15 protein-coding genes are annotated in these 17,636 nt (G+C 68.5%); all 15 read right to left on the bottom strand.

The annotated features are described in order from the left end of the window. Window positions 1-76: 76 nt before the first annotated feature. Window positions 77-886, bottom strand: a complete 810-nt coding sequence (locus tag EV640_RS06875) for a F0F1 ATP synthase subunit delta (RefSeq protein ID WP_036476449.1) — start codon at window positions 884-886, stop codon at window positions 77-79. Continuing rightward, window positions 886-1,455 carry a F0F1 ATP synthase subunit B gene (locus EV640_RS06880; protein ID WP_036476451.1) on the bottom strand — a complete coding sequence of 190 codons (570 nt, stop codon included), beginning with the start codon at window positions 1,453-1,455 and terminating at the stop codon, window positions 886-888. Before EV640_RS06880 ends, EV640_RS06875 begins: the two co-directional genes overlap by 1 nt. Window positions 1,456-1,536: 81 nt before the next feature. After that, window positions 1,537-1,740 (bottom strand): ATP synthase F0 subunit C, encoded by a 204-nt coding sequence (locus tag EV640_RS06885; RefSeq protein ID WP_036476452.1) that lies wholly within the window; start codon window positions 1,738-1,740, stop codon window positions 1,537-1,539. A 135-nt stretch (window positions 1,741-1,875) separates the two neighbouring features. Then, window positions 1,876-2,667, bottom strand: coding sequence for a F0F1 ATP synthase subunit A (gene atpB / locus EV640_RS06890; RefSeq protein WP_084479650.1), 792 nt, complete (start codon window positions 2,665-2,667; stop codon window positions 1,876-1,878). A gap of 289 nt (window positions 2,668-2,956) precedes the next feature. After that, window positions 2,957-4,105 (bottom strand): MraY family glycosyltransferase, encoded by a 1,149-nt coding sequence (locus EV640_RS06895; protein WP_036476455.1) that lies wholly within the window; start codon window positions 4,103-4,105, stop codon window positions 2,957-2,959. Next, a complete protein-coding gene (locus EV640_RS06900; RefSeq protein WP_036476457.1) occupies window positions 4,102-4,845 on the bottom strand; it encodes an L-threonylcarbamoyladenylate synthase in 744 nt (247 codons plus the stop codon). Before EV640_RS06900 ends, EV640_RS06895 begins: the two co-directional genes overlap by 4 nt. Then, window positions 4,833-5,867 (bottom strand): peptide chain release factor N(5)-glutamine methyltransferase, encoded by a 1,035-nt coding sequence (gene prmC / locus EV640_RS06905; RefSeq protein WP_133726138.1) that lies wholly within the window; start codon window positions 5,865-5,867, stop codon window positions 4,833-4,835. The genes EV640_RS06900 and prmC overlap by 13 nt, the downstream gene beginning before the upstream one ends. 5 nt (window positions 5,868-5,872) lie before the next feature. Further along, a complete protein-coding gene (gene prfA, locus EV640_RS06910) occupies window positions 5,873-6,955 on the bottom strand; it encodes a peptide chain release factor 1 (protein ID WP_036476579.1) in 1,083 nt (360 codons plus the stop codon). Window positions 6,956-7,097: 142 nt separating this feature from the next. Then, on the bottom strand, window positions 7,098-9,479 hold the full coding sequence (rho, locus tag EV640_RS06915) for a transcription termination factor Rho (protein ID WP_133726139.1): 2,382 nt from the start codon (window positions 9,477-9,479) through the stop codon (window positions 7,098-7,100). 308 nt (window positions 9,480-9,787) lie between these two features. Continuing rightward, window positions 9,788-10,903 (bottom strand): homoserine kinase, encoded by a 1,116-nt coding sequence (gene thrB, locus EV640_RS06920; RefSeq protein WP_243832253.1) that lies wholly within the window; start codon window positions 10,901-10,903, stop codon window positions 9,788-9,790. A gap of 23 nt (window positions 10,904-10,926) precedes the next feature. Then, entirely contained in the window at window positions 10,927-12,036 is a 1,110-nt protein-coding gene (gene thrC / locus EV640_RS06925) for a threonine synthase (RefSeq protein WP_036476460.1), read from the bottom strand. A 60-nt stretch (window positions 12,037-12,096) separates the two neighbouring features. After that, complete coding sequence (locus EV640_RS06930; RefSeq protein WP_036476461.1) at window positions 12,097-13,446, bottom strand: homoserine dehydrogenase; 1,350 nt, start codon at window positions 13,444-13,446, stop codon at window positions 12,097-12,099. Between the two features lie 56 nt (window positions 13,447-13,502). After that, window positions 13,503-15,014 carry a diaminopimelate decarboxylase family protein gene (locus EV640_RS06935; RefSeq protein ID WP_051501315.1) on the bottom strand — a complete coding sequence of 504 codons (1,512 nt, stop codon included), beginning with the start codon at window positions 15,012-15,014 and terminating at the stop codon, window positions 13,503-13,505. A gap of 84 nt (window positions 15,015-15,098) precedes the next feature. Then, on the bottom strand, window positions 15,099-16,754 hold the full coding sequence (gene argS / locus EV640_RS06940; RefSeq protein WP_036476462.1) for an arginine--tRNA ligase: 1,656 nt from the start codon (window positions 16,752-16,754) through the stop codon (window positions 15,099-15,101). Window positions 16,755-16,830: 76 nt separating this feature from the next. After that, window positions 16,831-17,631 (bottom strand): LysE family translocator, encoded by an 801-nt coding sequence (locus EV640_RS06945; protein WP_036476464.1) that lies wholly within the window; start codon window positions 17,629-17,631, stop codon window positions 16,831-16,833. Between the last annotated feature and the right edge of the window lie 5 nt (window positions 17,632-17,636).

The following is a 17,636-nucleotide window of genomic DNA, read 5'->3' on the forward strand; positions in this document are numbered from 1 at the left end:
TCTCCTCAGTCATGGCCGCAGTCTGCGGCCGGGTGGTTCAAAGATTCACGTATGTGTTGAGCCAGTCTGAAGAAGACTAGCTGGCCAGTCTCCGGTTCAGGTCATTGAGCTTGGTGGCCACCGTTGAGTCGACCACCTCATCTCCGACCTGGACACGGATGCCGCCGACCACGGCCGGGTCGAGCACGACGTCGAGCTTGAGCTCTCGACCGAAGTAACGGTCCAGGCTTGCCCCGAGCCGCTGCATATAGCTGGGGTCCAGCTCCTTGGCGACGGTGACCAGTGCGATCCAGCGCTGCTGGCGTGCTGCGATCTGCTCGGTGAAGCGCTCGACGAGCTGCGAGGGACGAAGCCCGCGCGGCGCCGTCACGGCGCGATCGATGAGCAGCCGCGCCTCGGCGCTGGCTCCCGGTGAGAGCTGCGCACCGAGCTTCTGCTTGGCTTCGCCGGTTGCCTGGGCGTCGGTCAGCGCACGCTGCACCTGGTGCGAGGAGGCCACGGTCCGCCGGAAGTCCAGCAGCGCGGTCTCCAGCTTCTCGAGTCCTGCCAGGCCCTCACGCTCGGCCTGCACCACCACCACTACGACGGCGAGGACCTCGACGGCATCGCCGAGATCGCGCTCCTTGCTCCAGCGTCGTGAGACCAGGGCATCGAGGACTTCCGTCGTCGTGGCCTTGACCTTCGCGCCGAAGAGGCTGCGCGCCATCGCCACCCGATCCTGCGGATCACGGGAGGGGTCGGTGAGGCTGCGGCGCAGCCCTGCCGAGGAATCGAGGACATCCAGTACAGCGAAGAGCTCGCGGGCGACCTCGAGGTCGGCCTGCGCCAATGACGGCGCGAGCTCCTGCTGCACGGCTGCCAGGGATTCGGTGGTCACCGCTGCCATTACTGTGCTGCTCCTGTCTGGCCAGCCTGAGCTGACTGATCAGCGTCGAGGTCGGCGAGGAAGCGATCCACCACTCGCTGGGAGCGGGTGTCGTCCTCGAGCGCCTCGCCGACGATCCGGCTCGCAAGCTGTGTGGCCAGCGACCCGACCTCAGCCTTGAGCGAATGTGCGGCCGATGCCCGTTCTGCGGCGATCTGCTGCTGGGCCTGTTCGGTGATGCGGGCTGCCTCCACGGCGGCCTTCTCCTTGTGCTCGGCGACGATCTGCGCACCCTCGGCGCGAGCTTCCTCGCGCATCCGGCTCGCCTCAGCGCGGGCATCCCCGAGGTTCTTCTCGTACTCAGCCTTCATGGCCTCGGCTTCAGACTTGGCCTTCTCCGCCTCGTTGAGTCCACCTTCGATGGCCTCGATGCGGGTCTGATAGGCCTTCTCGAATGCCGGCGCGATCCATTTCTTGACGACATAGAGCAGCACCAGGAAGCCGAGTATTACGACCAGCGCTTCCCAGGGGTTGGGAAGCAATGGGTTGGCGTCACCTTCTGCCGCCTGGATCAGAGATGCACTGATCATGTGTTCACCCTTTTTTCAGTAGTCTGACGATCTCAGAGGGCCCGGAGCTCCGGTGCCCGTCCCAGAAGAATCGAACCAGCGTCAGAGCACGAAGGCGAAGACGATGGCAAGGATGAAGACCGCCTCCGCCAGCGCGAAGCCGAGGATGGCGATGGGCTGCAGCACGCGCTGCGCCTCGGGCTGGCGGGCCACACCGTTGAGGTAGGCCGAGAAGATCATGCCGATGGCCAGTGCAGCGCCGAAGCCTGCGAGACCCATACCGACCATGTTCAGAGTGCCGTCCATATGTGTTGCTCACTTTCTGTACGAGTCCGGCGTGCGTACCACGCGGACGGTTCAATGTCAGGCTCACCGGCGTCTGCCGGTCCGCCGCTGCGACTCGGTGTCCGTCTCAGGTCATCCGAACCGCATAGAGGAAAATCAGTGGGCGTCAGCCTCGATGGAGCCCTGGATGTAGATCGCTGTCAGCAGGGCGAAGACGAAGGCCTGCAGGACCATCATGATGAGCTCCAGGAAGTACAGCGGGATGGAGCCCACCAGGATCAGCGCGCCGAGGCCGTAGCCGTCCAGACCGCCCTGCTGGGCGACGAGGAACTCGACGCCGGAGCCGGCGAGCATCACGATGATGTGACCGGCGAGCATCACGGCCATCAGACGCAGCGAGTGCGTGAGCGGACGGATGATGAAGTTCGAGAGGAACTCCAGGACCACCAGCAGCGGCAGCAGCCACTTCGGCACGCCCGAGGGCACCGTCATGAGCTTGATGAATTTCGGCCCGTGGGTCCTGAAGCCCAGCACGATCCAGGCGATCCAGATGATTCCGGCCAGCGCGTAGGCGGGGCCGGCGTGGGAGAAGGTCGGCAGCTGCAGGCCCGGGATGGCGCCGAAGATGTTGTTGACCAGCACGAAGAAGAACACCGCGAAGAGCAGCGGGATCCACTGCCGGAAGTGCTTCTCACCGAGGATGTCGCGCCCCAGGGTGTGCCGGACGAATCCATAGCCGGACTCCGCGATGAACTGGGTGCGGGATGGAACCAGGGACTGCTTCCGGATCGCCCACATGAAGAACCAGGAGATGACGATGACCGAGAGGATGACCATCAGCATGTTCTTGCCGAAGCCAGTCCCCCACTCCGCCATCCAGGGAAAGATCTCCGGAAGGTGCGTCTCAGAAATCGTGGGCGGCTGGAATCCACCTTCATTGGTGGCCATGGGCGCAAGCGAATGCAACGCTGGTCCTCTCTGCGGTGTCCGTCAGTGGGTTACTACCCCGGGCATCGGAAGCCGGATCAACTCCGTCTCGCCTTGTATGTGGTCCGCCGGTCTACGAGAAAGACTTCCGAAGACGGTCCACGGGCAACTCCCCCACGCAGGTGTGAGAACACACGGAACTAGTGTGGGAAGTCACCGAAAGCTTACCAGAACAACGACCCCCGGCACTGCCGGGCAACACTGGCGCGGGGCAGTCCCACCCCACTCACGGCCAGGTCCAGGGGCTGGCTCAGCCGCCCAGCCGGTGCCGCAGTGCCCGTTGGGCGGCGGCACGGTTGACTCGCAGCGCACGACGCCGAAGCCAGGGCCCCAGCGTGAGCACCACCGCGGCGCCCAGGCTCAGCAGCATGCCCGAGGTGACCAGCCACCAGGGCAGGAAGTTGAAGGACACAGCCCCGAAGGCGAACAGCGCCGACCAGAGGTAGAGCAGCAGCACCGCCTGCGGGTGGGAGTAGCCGCCGTCGACCAGCTTGTGGTGCAGGTGCCCGCGATCCGGGGTGAACGGCGAGGACCCGCGCGCGGTGCGCCGGACCACCGCCATCGCCAGGTCCAGCAGGGGAAGCAGGGTCACCGCCAGCGGCAGCAGGATCGGCATGTACGCCGGGATGTTACGGAATCTGAAGCCCTCGGCGAGCTGGCCGACGTCGGCGGTCACCGCGAGGGCCCCGGCAGCCATGACCAGTCCCAGCAGCATCGCCCCGGTGTCGCCCATGATGATCTTGGAGGGGTAGAAGTTGTGCGGCAGGAACCCCAGGCAGGAGCCCACCAGCACCGCCATCAGCAGGGTCACCAGGTTCGAGGCGTCGAAGGCGTTGATGGAGAGCGTCAACAGGTAGCTGTAGATGAAGAAGGCGGCGCCGCCGAGCGCGGCGACCCCGGCGGCCAACCCGTCGAGGCCGTCGATGAAGTTGAAGGCGTTGATGGTGAGCACCACCACGAAGACGGTCAGCAGCGACTGGACCAGCGGACCACCCACCCCGAGCCAGCCCACCGGCATGACCTCGAGCTGGATCCCATGGAGCACCAGGATGACGGCAGCCCCGACCTGTCCGCCGAGCTTGAGCATCCACGGGATGTCCCAGGTGTCGTCGGCCATGCCGACCAGCAGGATCACCACCATCGCCGCGAACACGCCGCGCACCGGGGTCAGATCGGCGAAGATCCCGCTGAGGTAGGGAATCGTGGAGGCCGCGGCGAGGCCGACGACCATCCCGAGGAACATCGCCACCCCGCCCCAGCGCGGCTTGATCTGGCTGTGCACATCGCGTTCCCGGATGGGGGTGTAGATGCCCAGCTTCAGCGCGATGCTTCGCACCGCGGGGGTGAGCAGATAGGTCACCACCATCGAGACGGCGAGGACTGCCAGGAAATAGATCATGAGTGCGTGTCGGGCGCCTCTGCCTCAGGCGGGGCTTCAGAGGCCTCTGCCTCAGCCGGAGCTTCGGAGGCCTCTGCCTCAGACGGGGCTTCGGGCGCCAGGCTGGCGACCACGGCCTGCAGCTCGGCGAGCGGCAGCGCCCCGGGGCGCACCACGCGCAGCGGGGTCACGGTGGCGTCGATGATGGTCGAGGCCTCGGAGGAGCCGCGGTCGCCGTCGTCGAGGTAGACCGAGACGGATTCCGCGAGCATCTGCTGGGCCTGCGCGACGGTGGTCGCGGCGGGCATGCCGGTGCGGTTGGCCGAGGAGACGGCCAGCGGTCCGGTCGCGCCGAGCAGGTCCAGGGCGAGATCATCGGCGGGCATGCGCAGCGCCACGGTGCCGCGGGTCTCCCCCAGGTCCCAGCGCAGCGAGGGCTGGGCATGCAGGATCAGCGTCATCGGACCCGGCCAGAAGGCCTGCGCCAGGGCCCGGGCCTCCTCGGGAACATCGATGGCCAGGGCGTCCATGATCTCGGGGCGCCCGATCAGCACCGGCGGCGGCATGGCGCGGCTGCGTCCCTTGGCGGCCAGCAGCACCGCGACGGCCTGCGGCGAAAACGCGTCGGCGCCGATCCCGTAGACCGTGTCGGTGGGCAGGACCACCGTTTCGCCGCGGGAGAGCGCGTCCTGCGCCGCAGAGATGCCCTCGGCGCGGGAGGCGGGGTCGGTGCAGTCGACTGTCTGGCTCACGCGCGCCATTCTTCCACGCCGAGAGCTGGATCTTGCTCAGCCACGGGGCCTGCGTCAGCGGCAGCGCCGGTGACCGCGCTGGTGGCGCGGTCTCGTCCGGTGAGGTCTTGGTGGGTGCTGACCTGTGTCAGTGACTCGTCGGCGCGGCAGTGCTCGGCGAGCACCGAAGCCTGGGACTCGGCGTGTTCCAGGATGAACCAGCCGCCCGGCACCAGCAGCCGTTTGGCGGCGGCGATCACCGCATGGGGCATGGTGAGTCCGTCGGCTCCCCCGCCGTAGAGCGCCAGCTCCGGATCATGGACCCGCACCTCCTCCTCGCGCGGCACCATCCCGGCCGGGATATAGGGCGGGTTGGAGACGACGAGGTCGAAGCTGGACTCCCACTCTTCGGGCACCTCGCGCAGGTCCCGCTGGTGCAGGGCCACGCCGAGCGGGACGAGGTTCAGCTCGGCCCAGGCCACCGCCTGGGCCGAGAGTTCCACGGCGTGGACCTCGGCGGAGGGATGCTCGGCGGCGATGGCGGCGGCCAGGGCACCGGATCCGGTGCCGAGGTCGATCACCCGGGGCCGCCAGGAGGCGGGACGCTGGGCGGCCATGAGTGCGAGCTGATCCAAGGCCACCTGGGCGACCTGTTCGGTCTCGGGGCGCGGGATGAAGACTCCGGGGCCCACGCGCAGCTCGAGGTGCCGGAACGGGGCCAGTCCGGTGAGGTGCTGCAGCGGCACCCGATCGGCGCGCTCGGCGACCAGGTCGGTGAGCTTCTCGGCCTGCTCGGCGGTGACCGCGCTGCCCGCCACGGCCATGGCGGCGAGACGACCGCGCGGGACGCCGAGCACGTGGGCCGCAAGGATCTCAGCATCGACCCGAGGGCTGGGCACGCCTGCGGCGCCGAGCCGGGCTGCGGCCTGGTCCAGCAGCTGGTCCGCTGGCTGATTGGCCGGCTGATTCGCCGGCTGCTCAGCTGCCTGATTCGCCGAGGGCTCAGCTGCCTGGTGTGCAGGCTCGGCTGGGGCGGGATGGTGTGCGGGCATCGGGCTCAGGCCTGGTTGTCGTTGAGCGCCGCGAGGCGCTCCTGCTCGTCGAGCTCGACGCAGGACTGGATCACGGCCTCCAGGTCTCCGTTGATCACGGTGTCGAGGTTGTAGGCCTTGTACCCGCTGCGGTGATCCACGATCCGGTTCTCCGGGTAGTTGTAGGTGCGGATGCGCTCGGAGCGGTCCATGGTGCGGACCTGGGACTTGCGCACCTGGGCGTTGTCGGCGTCGATCTGTTCCTGCTGGTGGGCCAGGATCCGGGAGCGCAGCACCCGCATCGCGGCCTCCTTGTTCTGCAGCTGGGACTTCTCGTTCTGCATCGCCACCACGATCCCGGTGGGCAGGTGGGTGATGCGTACCGCGGAGTCGGTGGTGTTCACGCTCTGCCCGCCGGGCCCGGAGGAGCGGTAGACGTCGATCTTGAGGTCGTTCTGGCTCAGCTCCAGCTCCTCGGGCTCATCGACCTCGGGCAGGACCAGCACTCCGGCCGCCGAGGTGTGGATCCGGCCCTGGGACTCGGTTTCGGGCACCCGCTGGACCCGGTGCACCCCGCCTTCGAACTTCAGGTGGGCGTAGACGCCCTGGGCAGGGTCATTGGTGGAGGACTTGATCGCCATCTGTACATCCTTATAGCCCCCCAGATCTGAGGGGGTCGAGGAGATGATCTCGGTCTTCCAGCCCCGAGCCTCGGAGTAGCGGGTGTACATGCGCAGCAGGTCCCCGGCGAAGAGCGCCGCCTCATCGCCGCCGGCACCACCCTTGATCTCGATGATCACGTTGCGCACATCGTTCTCATCGCGTGGGATGAGCATGCGCAGCAGCTTCGCGGCGGCCTCCTCGCGCGCAGCCGTGAGCGCGGGGATCTCGGCGGCGAACTCGGAGTCCTCTTCGGCGAGCTCCTGCGTGGTCACCAGGTCCTCGCTGAGCTGTTTCCACGTCTTGTGCGCCTCGGCCACACCGTTGAGCTGCGCGTAGCGGCGCCCCAGCCGACGCGCCAGGGACTGATCGGCGTGGACCTGTGGATCGGCGAGCTGCTCCTGGAGCTCCGCGTGCTCGGCGAGCAGCGTCGATACGGAGTCGAACATCCGGGCGTTGATCTCTTCGTCCATGACTGGATTCTCTCTCGTTTCCTGGGCTGGCGCGCGAACGCAGCGCGGGCGCACCGGGCTGTTACAGGCGAAGCCCGGGGAGAGCGGCGCTCTCCCCGGGCTTCAGCTGTTGCTGCGGCTAGTTGCCTTTGTCTCCGAGCGTGGTCTTCGATGCAAGCATCAGGAACTCGGCGTTGGACTGGGTCGCCTTGAGCTTGTTGATCAGCAGCTCGAGACCCTGCTCCTGCTCGAGTCCGGAGAGCACGCGACGCAGCTTCCACATGATCTTGACCTCCTCCGTCGAGAGGAGGTTCTCCTCACGACGGGTGGAGGACTCGTTCACGTTCACGGCGGGGAAGATCCGCTTGTCCGCCAGTCGGCGGGACAGGCGCAGCTCCATGTTGCCGGTGCCCTTGAACTCCTCGAAGATGACCTCGTCCATCTTGGAGCCGGTCTCCACCAGCGCGGTGGCGAGGATGGTCAGCGAACCACCGTTCTCGATGTTGCGCGCCGCGCCGAAGAAGCGCTTCGGCGGGTAGAGCGCATTGGCATCGACGCCGCCGGAGAGGATCCGGCCTGAAGCCGGGGCCGCGGTGTTGTAGGCACGGCCCAGTCGGGTCATGGAGTCCAGCAGCACGACGACGTCCTTGCCCAGCTCCACGAGACGCTTCGCGCGTTCGATGGCCAGCTCGGCCACGGTGGTGTGGTCCTCGGCCGGGCGGTCGAAGGTCGAGGCGATGACCTCGCCGTCGACCGTGCGCTGCATGTCGGTGACTTCCTCGGGGCGCTCGTCGACCAGGACCATCATGAGGTGAACCTCAGGGTTGTTGATCTTGATCGCCTTCGCCAGGGCCTGCAGGATGATCGTCTTGCCGGCCTTGGGCGGGGAGACGATCAGGCCGCGCTGACCCTTGCCGATCGGGGCGATCAGGTCGATCACGCGAGGTGCGATGTCCTTGGCGTCACCCTCCAGGCGCAGACGATCCTGCGGGTACAGCGGGACCAGCTTGCTGAACTCCACCCGGTCGGTGTTGGCCTCGGAGGGCCGGCCGTTGACGGCGTCGAGCTTCACCAGCGCGTTGAACTTCGCCCGCTTCTGCGGGTTCTCACCTTCGCGAGGAGCGCGGATGTGGCCGTGAACGGCGTCGCCCTTGCGCAGGTTGTGCCGCTTGACCTGGGCCAGGGACACGTAGACGTCGTTGGGTCCGGAGAGGTAGCCCGAGGTCCGCACGAAGGCGTAGTTGTCGAGCACGTCCAGGATGCCTGCCACCGGCACCAGGACGTCGTCCTCGGTGACCTCGGTGTCATCGACCTCGGGATCGCGGCCGCGACGGCGGTTGTTGCGATCACCCCGGTCATTGCGGTCAGTGCGATCGCCCCGGTCATTGCGGTCGTTGCGATTGCGGCTGCGCCGGTTGCGGCGCTCCTCGTCGCGTCCACCCTCGTTGCGGTTGCTCTCGCGCCCGCCGTCGTTGCGATCGTTGCGGCTGTTCTCGTTGCGGCTGCTGTCGCGCCCACCGTCGTTGCGATCGTTGCGACTGCTGTCGCGCCCACCGTCGTTTCGGTCGTTGCGGCTGCTGTCGCGCCCACCGTCGTTGCGGTCGTTGCGGCTGCTCTCGCGGCCGCCGTCGTTGCGGCTGCTGTCGCGCCCGCCGTCGTTGCGGCTGTTCTCGTTGCGGTTGCTCTCGCGGCCTCCGCGGCCACCGTCACGGCCGCTGTTGTCTCGATTGCGCCTTCCGCGGCCTTCGCCGTCGTTGCGCTGGCCGTTCTCCTGGCTCTGGTCCTGAGTCTGCTCGTTGGAGCCTGACTGGGAGTTCGACGGCTGCGCATCCGCCTGCTGGGCCTCGGCCTGCGCGGTGTTCTGCTGCTGGCCGCCGTTGTCCTCGCGATTGCGGTTGCGCCGGTTGCGGTTGCGTCCGCGGGGCTGGGAATCGCCGTCCTCGGCGCTGCTGCTCTCGCCAGCCTGCTGATCGTTGTTCTGCTGATCACTGTTCTGCTGATCACGGTTCTGCTGTCCACTGCGGCGATCGTTGCCGCCGCCTTCGGTGGGCGCGTTCTCGCGTGAATTCTCCCCGCGCGAGGTGCCGCTGCTCTGGGCGTTCTCGGCGACCTCGGTGCTGGAGCCGTTCTGCTCTGCGACGGACTCGCTCGCCTTGGGCTCGGCTTTGGGCTCGGCCTTGGACCGGCGGCGGTTCGGGCGCTTCGCGGCGGGCTCCTCGGAGCCGGCGCCCTGCTGGTCGCTGCCGCCCTTGGCGGCGTCGTTCTGGCGACCTTCGGCGGCCGCCTTGTCCTGCTGCTTGTCCCGCTCGGCGACGGCGCCACCACGCTGGTGCGAGGAGATGGCCTCCACCAGGGCAGATTTGCGCATCCGCGAGCTTCCGGTGATGCCCAGCTGGGAGGCAAGCGCCTGCAGCTGAGCGAGCTTCAGACCGGCCAGCCCGGAGCTCTTGGGCTCAGGTGCAGCGGACTCGGCCTTCTCAGGGCTCTGAGTCGCAGTGGTCTCAGCGGTGGTTTCTGTCACGAAGGTTCCTTCCCCCTCGTCAGGCAGGCCCGGCGGATGCGCCGTCCTGCGGTGTCTTCAACGGAGCGTCAGAAGTCCGTTGGCTTATTACTGTTTCTTCGCGCATCCAGCATCAGGGAGATTTCTTGCACGGTCCGCGTCCCCGGCGGGGAGTGGGATCATCGCAGGTCGCTGCCGGATCGCTCTGTCGAGGAATCGGCACCGTCCAGCGCTCAGGAAAAAAGCGCGGCTTGCGCGAAGGAACATCATGGTGATCTCTTAGAGGCCGATTCGACCGGCCCGGCAGAGCGAGCGTGCGCAGCACGCCGTCAACGCTGATGTGCCTCCACTGTAACACCAGAGCCGGCGATCGGCAGGATTGAGGGGGTGAACACGTGACCCTGCGCGTCGGGACCGCCGAGCGCGGAGATACGCTGCGCCGCGGCGCTGGCCTGGGCGTCGGAATCGGCAAGCACCAGCACTGAGGGTCCTGCGCCGGAGATCACGGCGGCGAACCCGGCGGCCCGGAGCCCGTCCACCAGGGCCATGGATCCGGGGAAGGCGGGACGGCGCTGCTGCTGGTGCAACGCGTCTTCGGTGGCGTCGAGCAGCAGCTCCGGTGCGCTGGTCAGGGCGTGGACCAGCAGCGCGGCACGCGCAGAGTTCTGCGCGGCGGCGGAGTGATCGATCTGCGCCGGGAGCAGATCGCGCGCCACCTGGGTGGACTGCTCGAAGTTCGGCACGGCCACGACGGTGCGCAGCCGCGGGTGCGGAAGCAGCGGTGCGGTGCGGAACGCCCCGTCGCCGGTGTCGAGGGTGGATCTGCGCACCTCTGACCCGGAGGACAGCGCGTTCGGGGCGTCCTGCCAGGAGATCGCCACTCCCCCGCGCAGCGCCGGTACGTAGTTGTCCGGGTGGCCCTCGATCCGGGAACCGATCTGCAGCTTCTCGTCCTCGCTCAAGCCCTCTGGCAGCAACGTGTCCGCGGTCATCACCGCGGAGGCGACCGCGGCGGCTGAGGAGCCGAGTCCGCGGCTGTGCGGAATGTTGTTGACCGCGCGGACCTCAAGGTCCGGGAGGCTGAAGCCTTTGGCGTTGAGGATCTTCTCGACCAGGGTGACCACCAGATGGGAGGCGTCACGGGGCAGCGTCTCGGAGCCCTCGCCCTCCACGGTGATCTGCACCTGGGCCTGCGCACCGCGCCGCGGGGCGGCATGGACGGTGATCTCATCGAAGAGTCCCAGGGCCAGGCCCATGCTGTCGTAGCCCGGGCCGAGATTCGCCGACGTGGCGGGCACCCTGAGGTGGAAGGACATCGGCGCGCTCAGCGGCTCGCGCAGCTGAGGCGACTCGTGATTCCCAGCCGCGTTCCCCGCCGACGGCGGAGTGGCCGCCGAAGGGGCCAGGGCCTCCTCCGGGGCGAGGCCCTGACCGAGTTTATGCATGCTGGACTGCCCGCTCACGAGGATCAGAGCCCCAGCTGCCGGGCCACGGTCTCGACGTCCTGCGGGACCATGGTCGGGGTGACGTCGGAGCCGTCGGCGTTCTTCAGCGCCCAGTCGGGGTCCTTCAGACCGTGACCGGTCACCGTGATGACGATCGTCTTATCCGCAGGGACCTCGCCGGCAGAGTGCTTCTTGATCAGTCCGGCGACGCCGGCGGCCGAGGCGGGTTCCACGAAGACGCCCTCCTTCGCGGAAAGCCAGCGGTGCGCGGTGAGGATCTCCTGATCGGTCACCGACTCGATGACTCCCGCGGACTGGTCGCGAGCAGCCTCCGCCTTCTCCCAGGAGGCCGGATTGCCGATCCGGATGGCCGTCGCGACCGTCTCCGGCTCGGTCACCGGGTGACCCATGACGATGGGCGCTGCGCCCTCTGCCTGGAAGCCCCACATGATCGGGGTGTGGCTGGACACCGGGGCGAGCTCCGCGCCGTCGGCACCCTCGTAGGGGTTGGTCCAGGGCCGGGAATACTCCTGGTAACCCTTCCAGTACGCGGTGATGTTCCCGGCGTTGCCCACCGGGAGCAGGTGGTAGTCCGGCGCGTCGCCGAGTGCGTCCACGACCTCGAAGGCGCCGGTCTTCTGGCCTTCGATGCGTGCCGGATTCACCGAGTTCACCAGGAACACCGGGTAGTTCTCGGAGAGCTTGCGAGCGATGTCGAGGCAGCCGTCGAAGTTGCCGTCCACCTGAATCAGCTCGGCCCCGTGGGCGACCGCCTGGGAGAGCTTGCCCATCGCGATCTTCCCCGCCGGCACCAACACCGCACAGGTCAGTCCGGCCTGGGTCGCGTAGGCCGCGGCGGAGGCGGAGGTGTTGCCGGTGGAGGCGCAGACCACGGCCTTGGCGCCTTCGGCCACCGCGGCGGTGATCGCCATCGTCATGCCGCGGTCTTTGAAGGATCCGGTGGGGTTCATCCCCTCGACCTTCAGGTAGACCGTGCCGGAGACCAGCTCGGAGAGCGCCGGGGCGTAGACCAGCGGGGTGCCGCCCTCTCCCAGGGTGATGACCTCGGTGGTCTGCTCCACGGGGAGTCGGTCTGCGTATTCACGGATGACTCCGCGCCATTGGTGCGCCACGGTGGGTGCTCCTTCATCGTCAAGCGGGTGGGATCTGCTCGGGCGGGGATGGGCCCAGGGCTACTGCTCGACCTCAACGCGCAGCACCGAGTTCACTGACTTGACCACGTCCAGGGCCCGCAGTGTGGACACGGTGTCGGAGAGGTCCTTCTCCTTGGCCAGGTGGGTCACGATCTGCACGACGGCGCCGCGCTCCCGGGCCGCCTCGGTGTCCACCTCGCCGTCGCTGGAGACGCTGCCGGGCTGTCGCATCGACTCGATGGAGACGTGATGATCGGCCAGCACGCGGGCGACCTCGGCGATGACACCCTCACGATCAGCGACTTCCATATCAATGTAGTACTGGGTGTGGGCCTCATCCACCGGGAGCGCGCGGACGGACTGGGAGTCGCTGCTGGTGTCGGTGGTCCCGGGGTGCTCCGGGCCGCTGTGCAGCCGGCGCGCCACGGAGACCACATCGCCCATGATGGCCGAGGAGGTCGGCAGCCCGCCGGCGCCCTGGCCGTAGAACATGAGCTCTCCAGCATTCTCGGCGACCACGAAGACCGCGTTGAAGGCGCCGCGGACACTGGCCAGCGGGTGGGTGCGGGGCAGCAGGGTGGGGTGGACGCGCAGGATGGCGCCGTCATCGTTCTTCTCCACGATCGCCAGCAGCTTGATCACGTACCCGGAGGCTGCCGCGGCCTCGATGTCCTCGGCAGTGACCGAGGAGATGCCCTCGCAGTAGACGTCATGGATGTCGAAGGGCGCGTGGAACGCCAGCGCACCGAGGATCGCTGCCTTGGCGGCGGCGTCGTGGCCCTCGACGTCGGCGGTCGGGTCGGCCTCGGCATACCCGAGCCGCTGAGCCTCGAGCAGCGCGTCGTAGAACGCGGCGCCGGTGGAGTCCATCTGGTCCAGGATGTAGTTGGTGGTGCCGTTGACGATGCCCATCACCTTGGTGATCCGGTCACCGGAGAGCGACTCCTGGATCGGGCGCAGGATCGGGATGGCACCGCCGACCGCGGCTTCGAAGCGCAGCAGCGCCCCGGACTCGGCGGCGGCCTGGCTGAGCTTGCCGCCCTGGACCGCGAGCAGCGCCTTGTTCCCGGTCACCACGGCGGTGCCGGCGCGCAGGGCGCGCTCCACCAGGGTGCCGGCGGGCTCGATCCCGCCCATCAGTTCGATGATCAGGTCGGCCTCGTCCACCAGCGCCTCGGCGTCGGTGGTCAGCAGCTCGCCGGGGATCTTCCAGTCACGCGGGGCCTCGACGTCGCGCACGGCGACGCCGATCAGCTTGACCGGGGCCCCCACGCGCGAAGAGATCAGCGCCCGGCCCTCGACCAGAGTGCGTGCGACCTGGGCGCCGACGTTGCCGGCGCCGAGCAGGCCGATCTTCAGCGGCTCGGCGGTGCTCTTTGCTGCGGACATCATGACCTCAATCCCTTGTGCCTGTTCGGTTTCCGGCGCTGCGCGCGCGCTGTGTGTCAGCCTGCGGCAAAGCCGGTGTCGCGCCCGAGCATCTCCTGCTCGGTCTCTCGGCGGATGAGCACCTGGGAGGCGCCGTCTGCGACGGCGACCACCGCGGGTCGAGTCAGGTAGTTGTAGTTGCTCGACAGCGAGTGGCAGTACGCGCCGGTGGCGGGAACGGCAAGGAGATCATCCCGGGCCGTCGCCGTCGGCAAGTATACGTTTCGCACGACGATGTCGCCGGACTCGCAGTGTTTGCCCACGATGCGAGACAGCGCATGGTCTCCGGTCACCCGGCGTGAGGCCAGCACCGCAGAATAGTCCGCGTCGTAGAGGACGCCGCGGGCGTTGTCGCTCATGCCGCCGTCCACGGCCACGTAGCGCCTGGAGGTGGTGCTGCCGTCGGGCGCGTCGACCTGGACGTCCTTCTGCACGCCGACCCGGTACAGCGTGACCCCGGCAGGTCCGACGATCGCTCGGCCGGGCTCGATCGAGATCCGCGGCACGCGCAGCGCGTGCTCCGCGCAGGCCTGCTTGACCGTGGCGGCCAGCGCGGCCGCGATGGATTCGGGGTGCCGCGGGGTGTCGGCCTCGGTGTAGGCGATCCCGTGGCCGCCGCCGAGGTCGAGCTCTGGCAGCTCCACGCCGTAGGCCGAATGCAGACTGGCCAGGAAGGTGATGAGCTTCTGCGCCGCCAGCTCGAAACCGGCGGGTTCGAAGATCTGCGAGCCGATATGGGCGTGCAGGCCGCGCAGCTCGACGCCGGGGAGCTGGAGGGCGCGCGAGGCCGCGGTCCAGGCCGGTGACCCGAGGTAGGGGTTGGCTGGTGTCGAGGGGGTGCCGTCTGCGTCCGTGCTGGGCGCACCGGCGCTCGGGGTCAGCGAGAGGCCGAACTTCTGATCCTCGTGCGCGGTGGCGATGTATTCGTGGGTGGAGGCGTGCACGCCGGGAGTCAGCCGCAGCATGACCGGGGCGCGGGTGCCGGCTGCCACGGCGAGCCTGGAGATCCGTTCCAGCTCATCCAGGGAATCGGCGATGATCCGCCCGATCCCGGCGTCCAGGGCGCGCTGGATCTCGGCGTCGGACTTGTTGTTCCCGTGCAGGCCTATCTTCTCCGGCGGGACCCCGCCGGCCAGGGCGAGGGCGAGCTCGCCGCCGGAGGCAGTGTCCACGCAGAGGCCCTCCTGCACGGCCCAGCCAGCCACATGGGTGCTCAGGAAGGCCTTGCCGGCGTAGAACACATCCACCTCAGCCTCTGGGGCGAAGGCGGCACTGAAAGCCTCGCGGAAGCTGCGGGCTCGGGCGCGGAAGTCCGCCTCGGAGAGCACATAGAGCGGAGTGCCGTGCTGGGCGGCGAGGGTCTCCACGTCGACTCCGCCGATGACCAGGCGGCCCTCGGCGTCGCGGTGCGCGTCGGCCGGAAGCAGCGCGGCCTCGAGGTCATCGGTGTCCCGGCGGGCGGTCAGCCACGACGGAGCCAGCGGGTGCGCGCGCGGGGCGGAGCCATGCTGCGCAGACCCGTCCTGCACGGAGGCCTCCAGGGTGGGGCTCTCCGCGGTGGAGTTCTCCGAGGAGGGGCGGGACGTGGGTGAGCCGGGAGTCGTGATGAGGGTTCACATCCTTTCGGGTGCGGTGACGCCGAGCAGCGCCAGTCCGTTGCGCAACACCTGGGCGGTGGCGTCGTTGAGCCAGAGCCGGGTGCGGTTGAGGTCGGTGACCGGGTCCTGGACGCCGTCGGGGCTGACGCTGGGCGCCATCCGACAGACGGCGTACCAGCCGTGGTAGGCGCTGGCCAGGGATTCCAGGTAGCGCGCCACCCGGTGAGGTTCGCGCAGCTCGGCGGCCGAGGAGACCACGGAGGTGAAGCGCCCCAGCTGGGAGAGCAGCTCCTCCTCGGTCTCATGGGTCAGCAGGCTTGCGTCGAAGCCCTCGCGGTCGACCCCGGCGGCCTCGGCGTTGCGGGCGGCGTTGCGGGACCGGGCGTGGGCGTACTGGACGTAGAAGACCGGGTTGTCATTGGTCCGCGACTGCAGCAGCTCCGGGTCCACGTCGATCGGTGAATTGGCAGGGAACCGGGCCAGGGTATAGCGCAGCGCATCGGTGCCGAGCCATTCGATGAGGTCGGTGAGCGCGATGATGTTGCCGGCCCGCTTGGAGAGCTTCGCTCCGCGGATGGACATCAGCTGCCCGATGAGCACCTCGATGTTGCGCTGCGGATCGTCCCCGGCGCAGGCGGCGATGGCCTTGAGCCGGGAGACGTAGCCGTGGTGGTCCGCGCCGAGCAGGTAGATCTTCTCGGTGAAGCCGCGCTCGCGCTTGGAGAGGTAGTAGGCGGCGTCGGCGGCGAAGTAGGTGGGCTCGCCGTCGGCCTTGAACAGCACCCGGTCCTTGTCGTCGCCGAAGTCGGTGGTGCGCAGCCAGACGGCGCCGTCGCGGTCCTCGATGTGGCCCTGCTCGCGCAGGGTCTCCACGGCGGCGGCAACCTTGCCCTCGGCGTGCAGCGCCTGCTCGGAGTAGAACACGTCGAAGTGCACGCCGAAAGCGGTCAGCGTGTCCTTGATCTGGCCCATCTGCGCCTGGTAGCCCAGTTCGCGCACGATCGGCAGCGCCTCCTCGCGGGGCATGTCCTTGACGTCCGGGCGGGCGGCCAGGATCTCCTCGGCCAGCTCGATGACGTAGTCGCCGGGGTAACCGCCCTCGGGGACGTCTTCGCCGTGGATCCGGGAGAGCACCGAATGGCCGAAGACGTTCATCTGGTTGCCGGCGTCGTTGACGTAGTACTCGTTGGCGACCGTGGCGCCGGAGGCGCGCAGCAGCCTGCCGATCGCGTCACCGAGGGCGGCCCACCGGGTGTGTCCGATGTGCAGCGGCCCGGTCGGATTCGCGGAGACGAACTCGACGTTGACGCTGCGCCCAGCAAGCGCGGTGTTGTGCCCGAAGGTGTCTCCGGCTTCGACGATGGTGCGGGCCAGCTCGCCGGCCGCGGCGGAGTCCACGGTGATGTTGATGAACCCTGGGCCGGCGATCTCGATGCGCTCCACGCCGGGGGCCTGCTGAAGCCGGGCGCCGAGAACCTCGGCGAAGGCACGCGGGGGCATCCCGGCCTTCTTGGCCAGCTGCAGGGCGATGGTGGTGGCCCAGTCGCCGTGCTCGCGATTCTTGGGGCGCTCGATGACGACGTTCTCGGGGAGATCGACGGTGAGCTCACCGGCTTCGACAGCTTCGGCGAGCGCGCTCTTGACAACGGTGGAGAGTTCTTCGGGAGTCACCGGAACAGTCTACGGGGTTCGCCCCGGGAGCCGGGTCTCGACTTGGATGCGCCTTGAGGCCGATCGCTGGGCCGGATCAGCCCAGCAGTCCGAGCACGCCGGTGACGCTGAGATAGACGCCGAGTCCGGCAAGGGTCAGGCCGCTGCCCATCTCAAGCCGACCGGTGACGACCGGGTTGGAGAGCCAGGTGTTCGCCGCGTCGACGAGCAGGACGACGCCGATCAGGTAGAGCCACATGCTGGCGGCCACCGTGCCGCCGAGCACGCCGATCGCGAAGGCCGGGGATGCGCCGACCGGCGTGAACTGCGGGAACAGTGCCAGGAAGAACAGGCCGACCTTCGGGTTGGTCATGCAGCTGGCCAGCCCGATCAGGAAGGTGCCGCGGAAACTGGTGATGGTGCGGCGCGGCCGCCGCCCCGCGGACCGTTGTGGATCGGCCCCCGATCCGCGAGCGCCCTCGCCCTGCGCCGGATCAGCTCCGTGCGCACCTGCCGGAGCCGCGGCCGCAGCAGGCGGCTGGGGATCATAGGGACCACCGACCAGCGCGGGAACCCCAACCTCGGCGCGGGTCAGCCGGTGGGCCCTCAAGGTGATCCGCGCGCTGCGCACCGCGCGGGCGCCGAGGAAGATCACGTAGAGCCCGCCGATCAGGCTGAGCAGCTCATATGCCACCGGTGAGGCTTGGAACAGGGCCGCCAGGCCGGTGGCGGCCAGTGCCGCCCAGATCAGCGCCGCCACGGAGGAGCCCGTCGCGGCGCCGAGGCCGGCCCGGCGCGAGAGCAGCGCATTGCGCAGAGACAGCATCGTGTCCTGTCCCGGGGTGATGGCCAGGACGGCGGAGACGGCGAGCAGACCGAGGTAGCTGGAAAGTGTCACAACAC

The sequence above is a fragment of the Nesterenkonia aurantiaca genome (assembly GCF_004364585.1).
Lineage (GTDB): Bacteria > Actinomycetota > Actinomycetes > Actinomycetales > Micrococcaceae > Nesterenkonia > Nesterenkonia aurantiaca.

Excerpts from the sequence above, each read along its gene's own strand:
- EV640_RS06875 (WP_036476449.1), bottom strand. The coding sequence starts at position 886 with ATGGCAGCGGTGACCACCGAATCCCTGGCAGCCGTGCAGCAGGAGCTC.
- EV640_RS06880 (WP_036476451.1), bottom strand. The coding sequence starts at position 1,455 with ATGATCAGTGCATCTCTGATCCAGGCGGCAGAAGGTGACGCCAACCCA.
- EV640_RS06885 (WP_036476452.1), bottom strand. The coding sequence starts at position 1,740 with ATGGACGGCACTCTGAACATGGTCGGTATGGGTCTCGCAGGCTTCGGC.
- atpB (WP_084479650.1), bottom strand. The coding sequence starts at position 2,667 with ATGGCCACCAATGAAGGTGGATTCCAGCCGCCCACGATTTCTGAGACG.
- EV640_RS06895 (WP_036476455.1), bottom strand. The coding sequence starts at position 4,105 with ATGATCTATTTCCTGGCAGTCCTCGCCGTCTCGATGGTGGTGACCTAT.
- EV640_RS06900 (WP_036476457.1), bottom strand. The coding sequence starts at position 4,845 with ATGGCGCGCGTGAGCCAGACAGTCGACTGCACCGACCCCGCCTCCCGC.
- prmC (WP_133726138.1), bottom strand. The coding sequence starts at position 5,867 with ATGCCCGCACACCATCCCGCCCCAGCCGAGCCTGCACACCAGGCAGCT.
- prfA (WP_036476579.1), bottom strand. The coding sequence starts at position 6,955 with ATGTTCGACTCCGTATCGACGCTGCTCGCCGAGCACGCGGAGCTCCAG.
- thrB (WP_243832253.1), bottom strand. The coding sequence starts at position 10,903 with ATGCATAAACTCGGTCAGGGCCTCGCCCCGGAGGAGGCCCTGGCCCCT.
- EV640_RS06930 (WP_036476461.1), bottom strand. The coding sequence starts at position 13,446 with ATGTCCGCAGCAAAGAGCACCGCCGAGCCGCTGAAGATCGGCCTGCTC.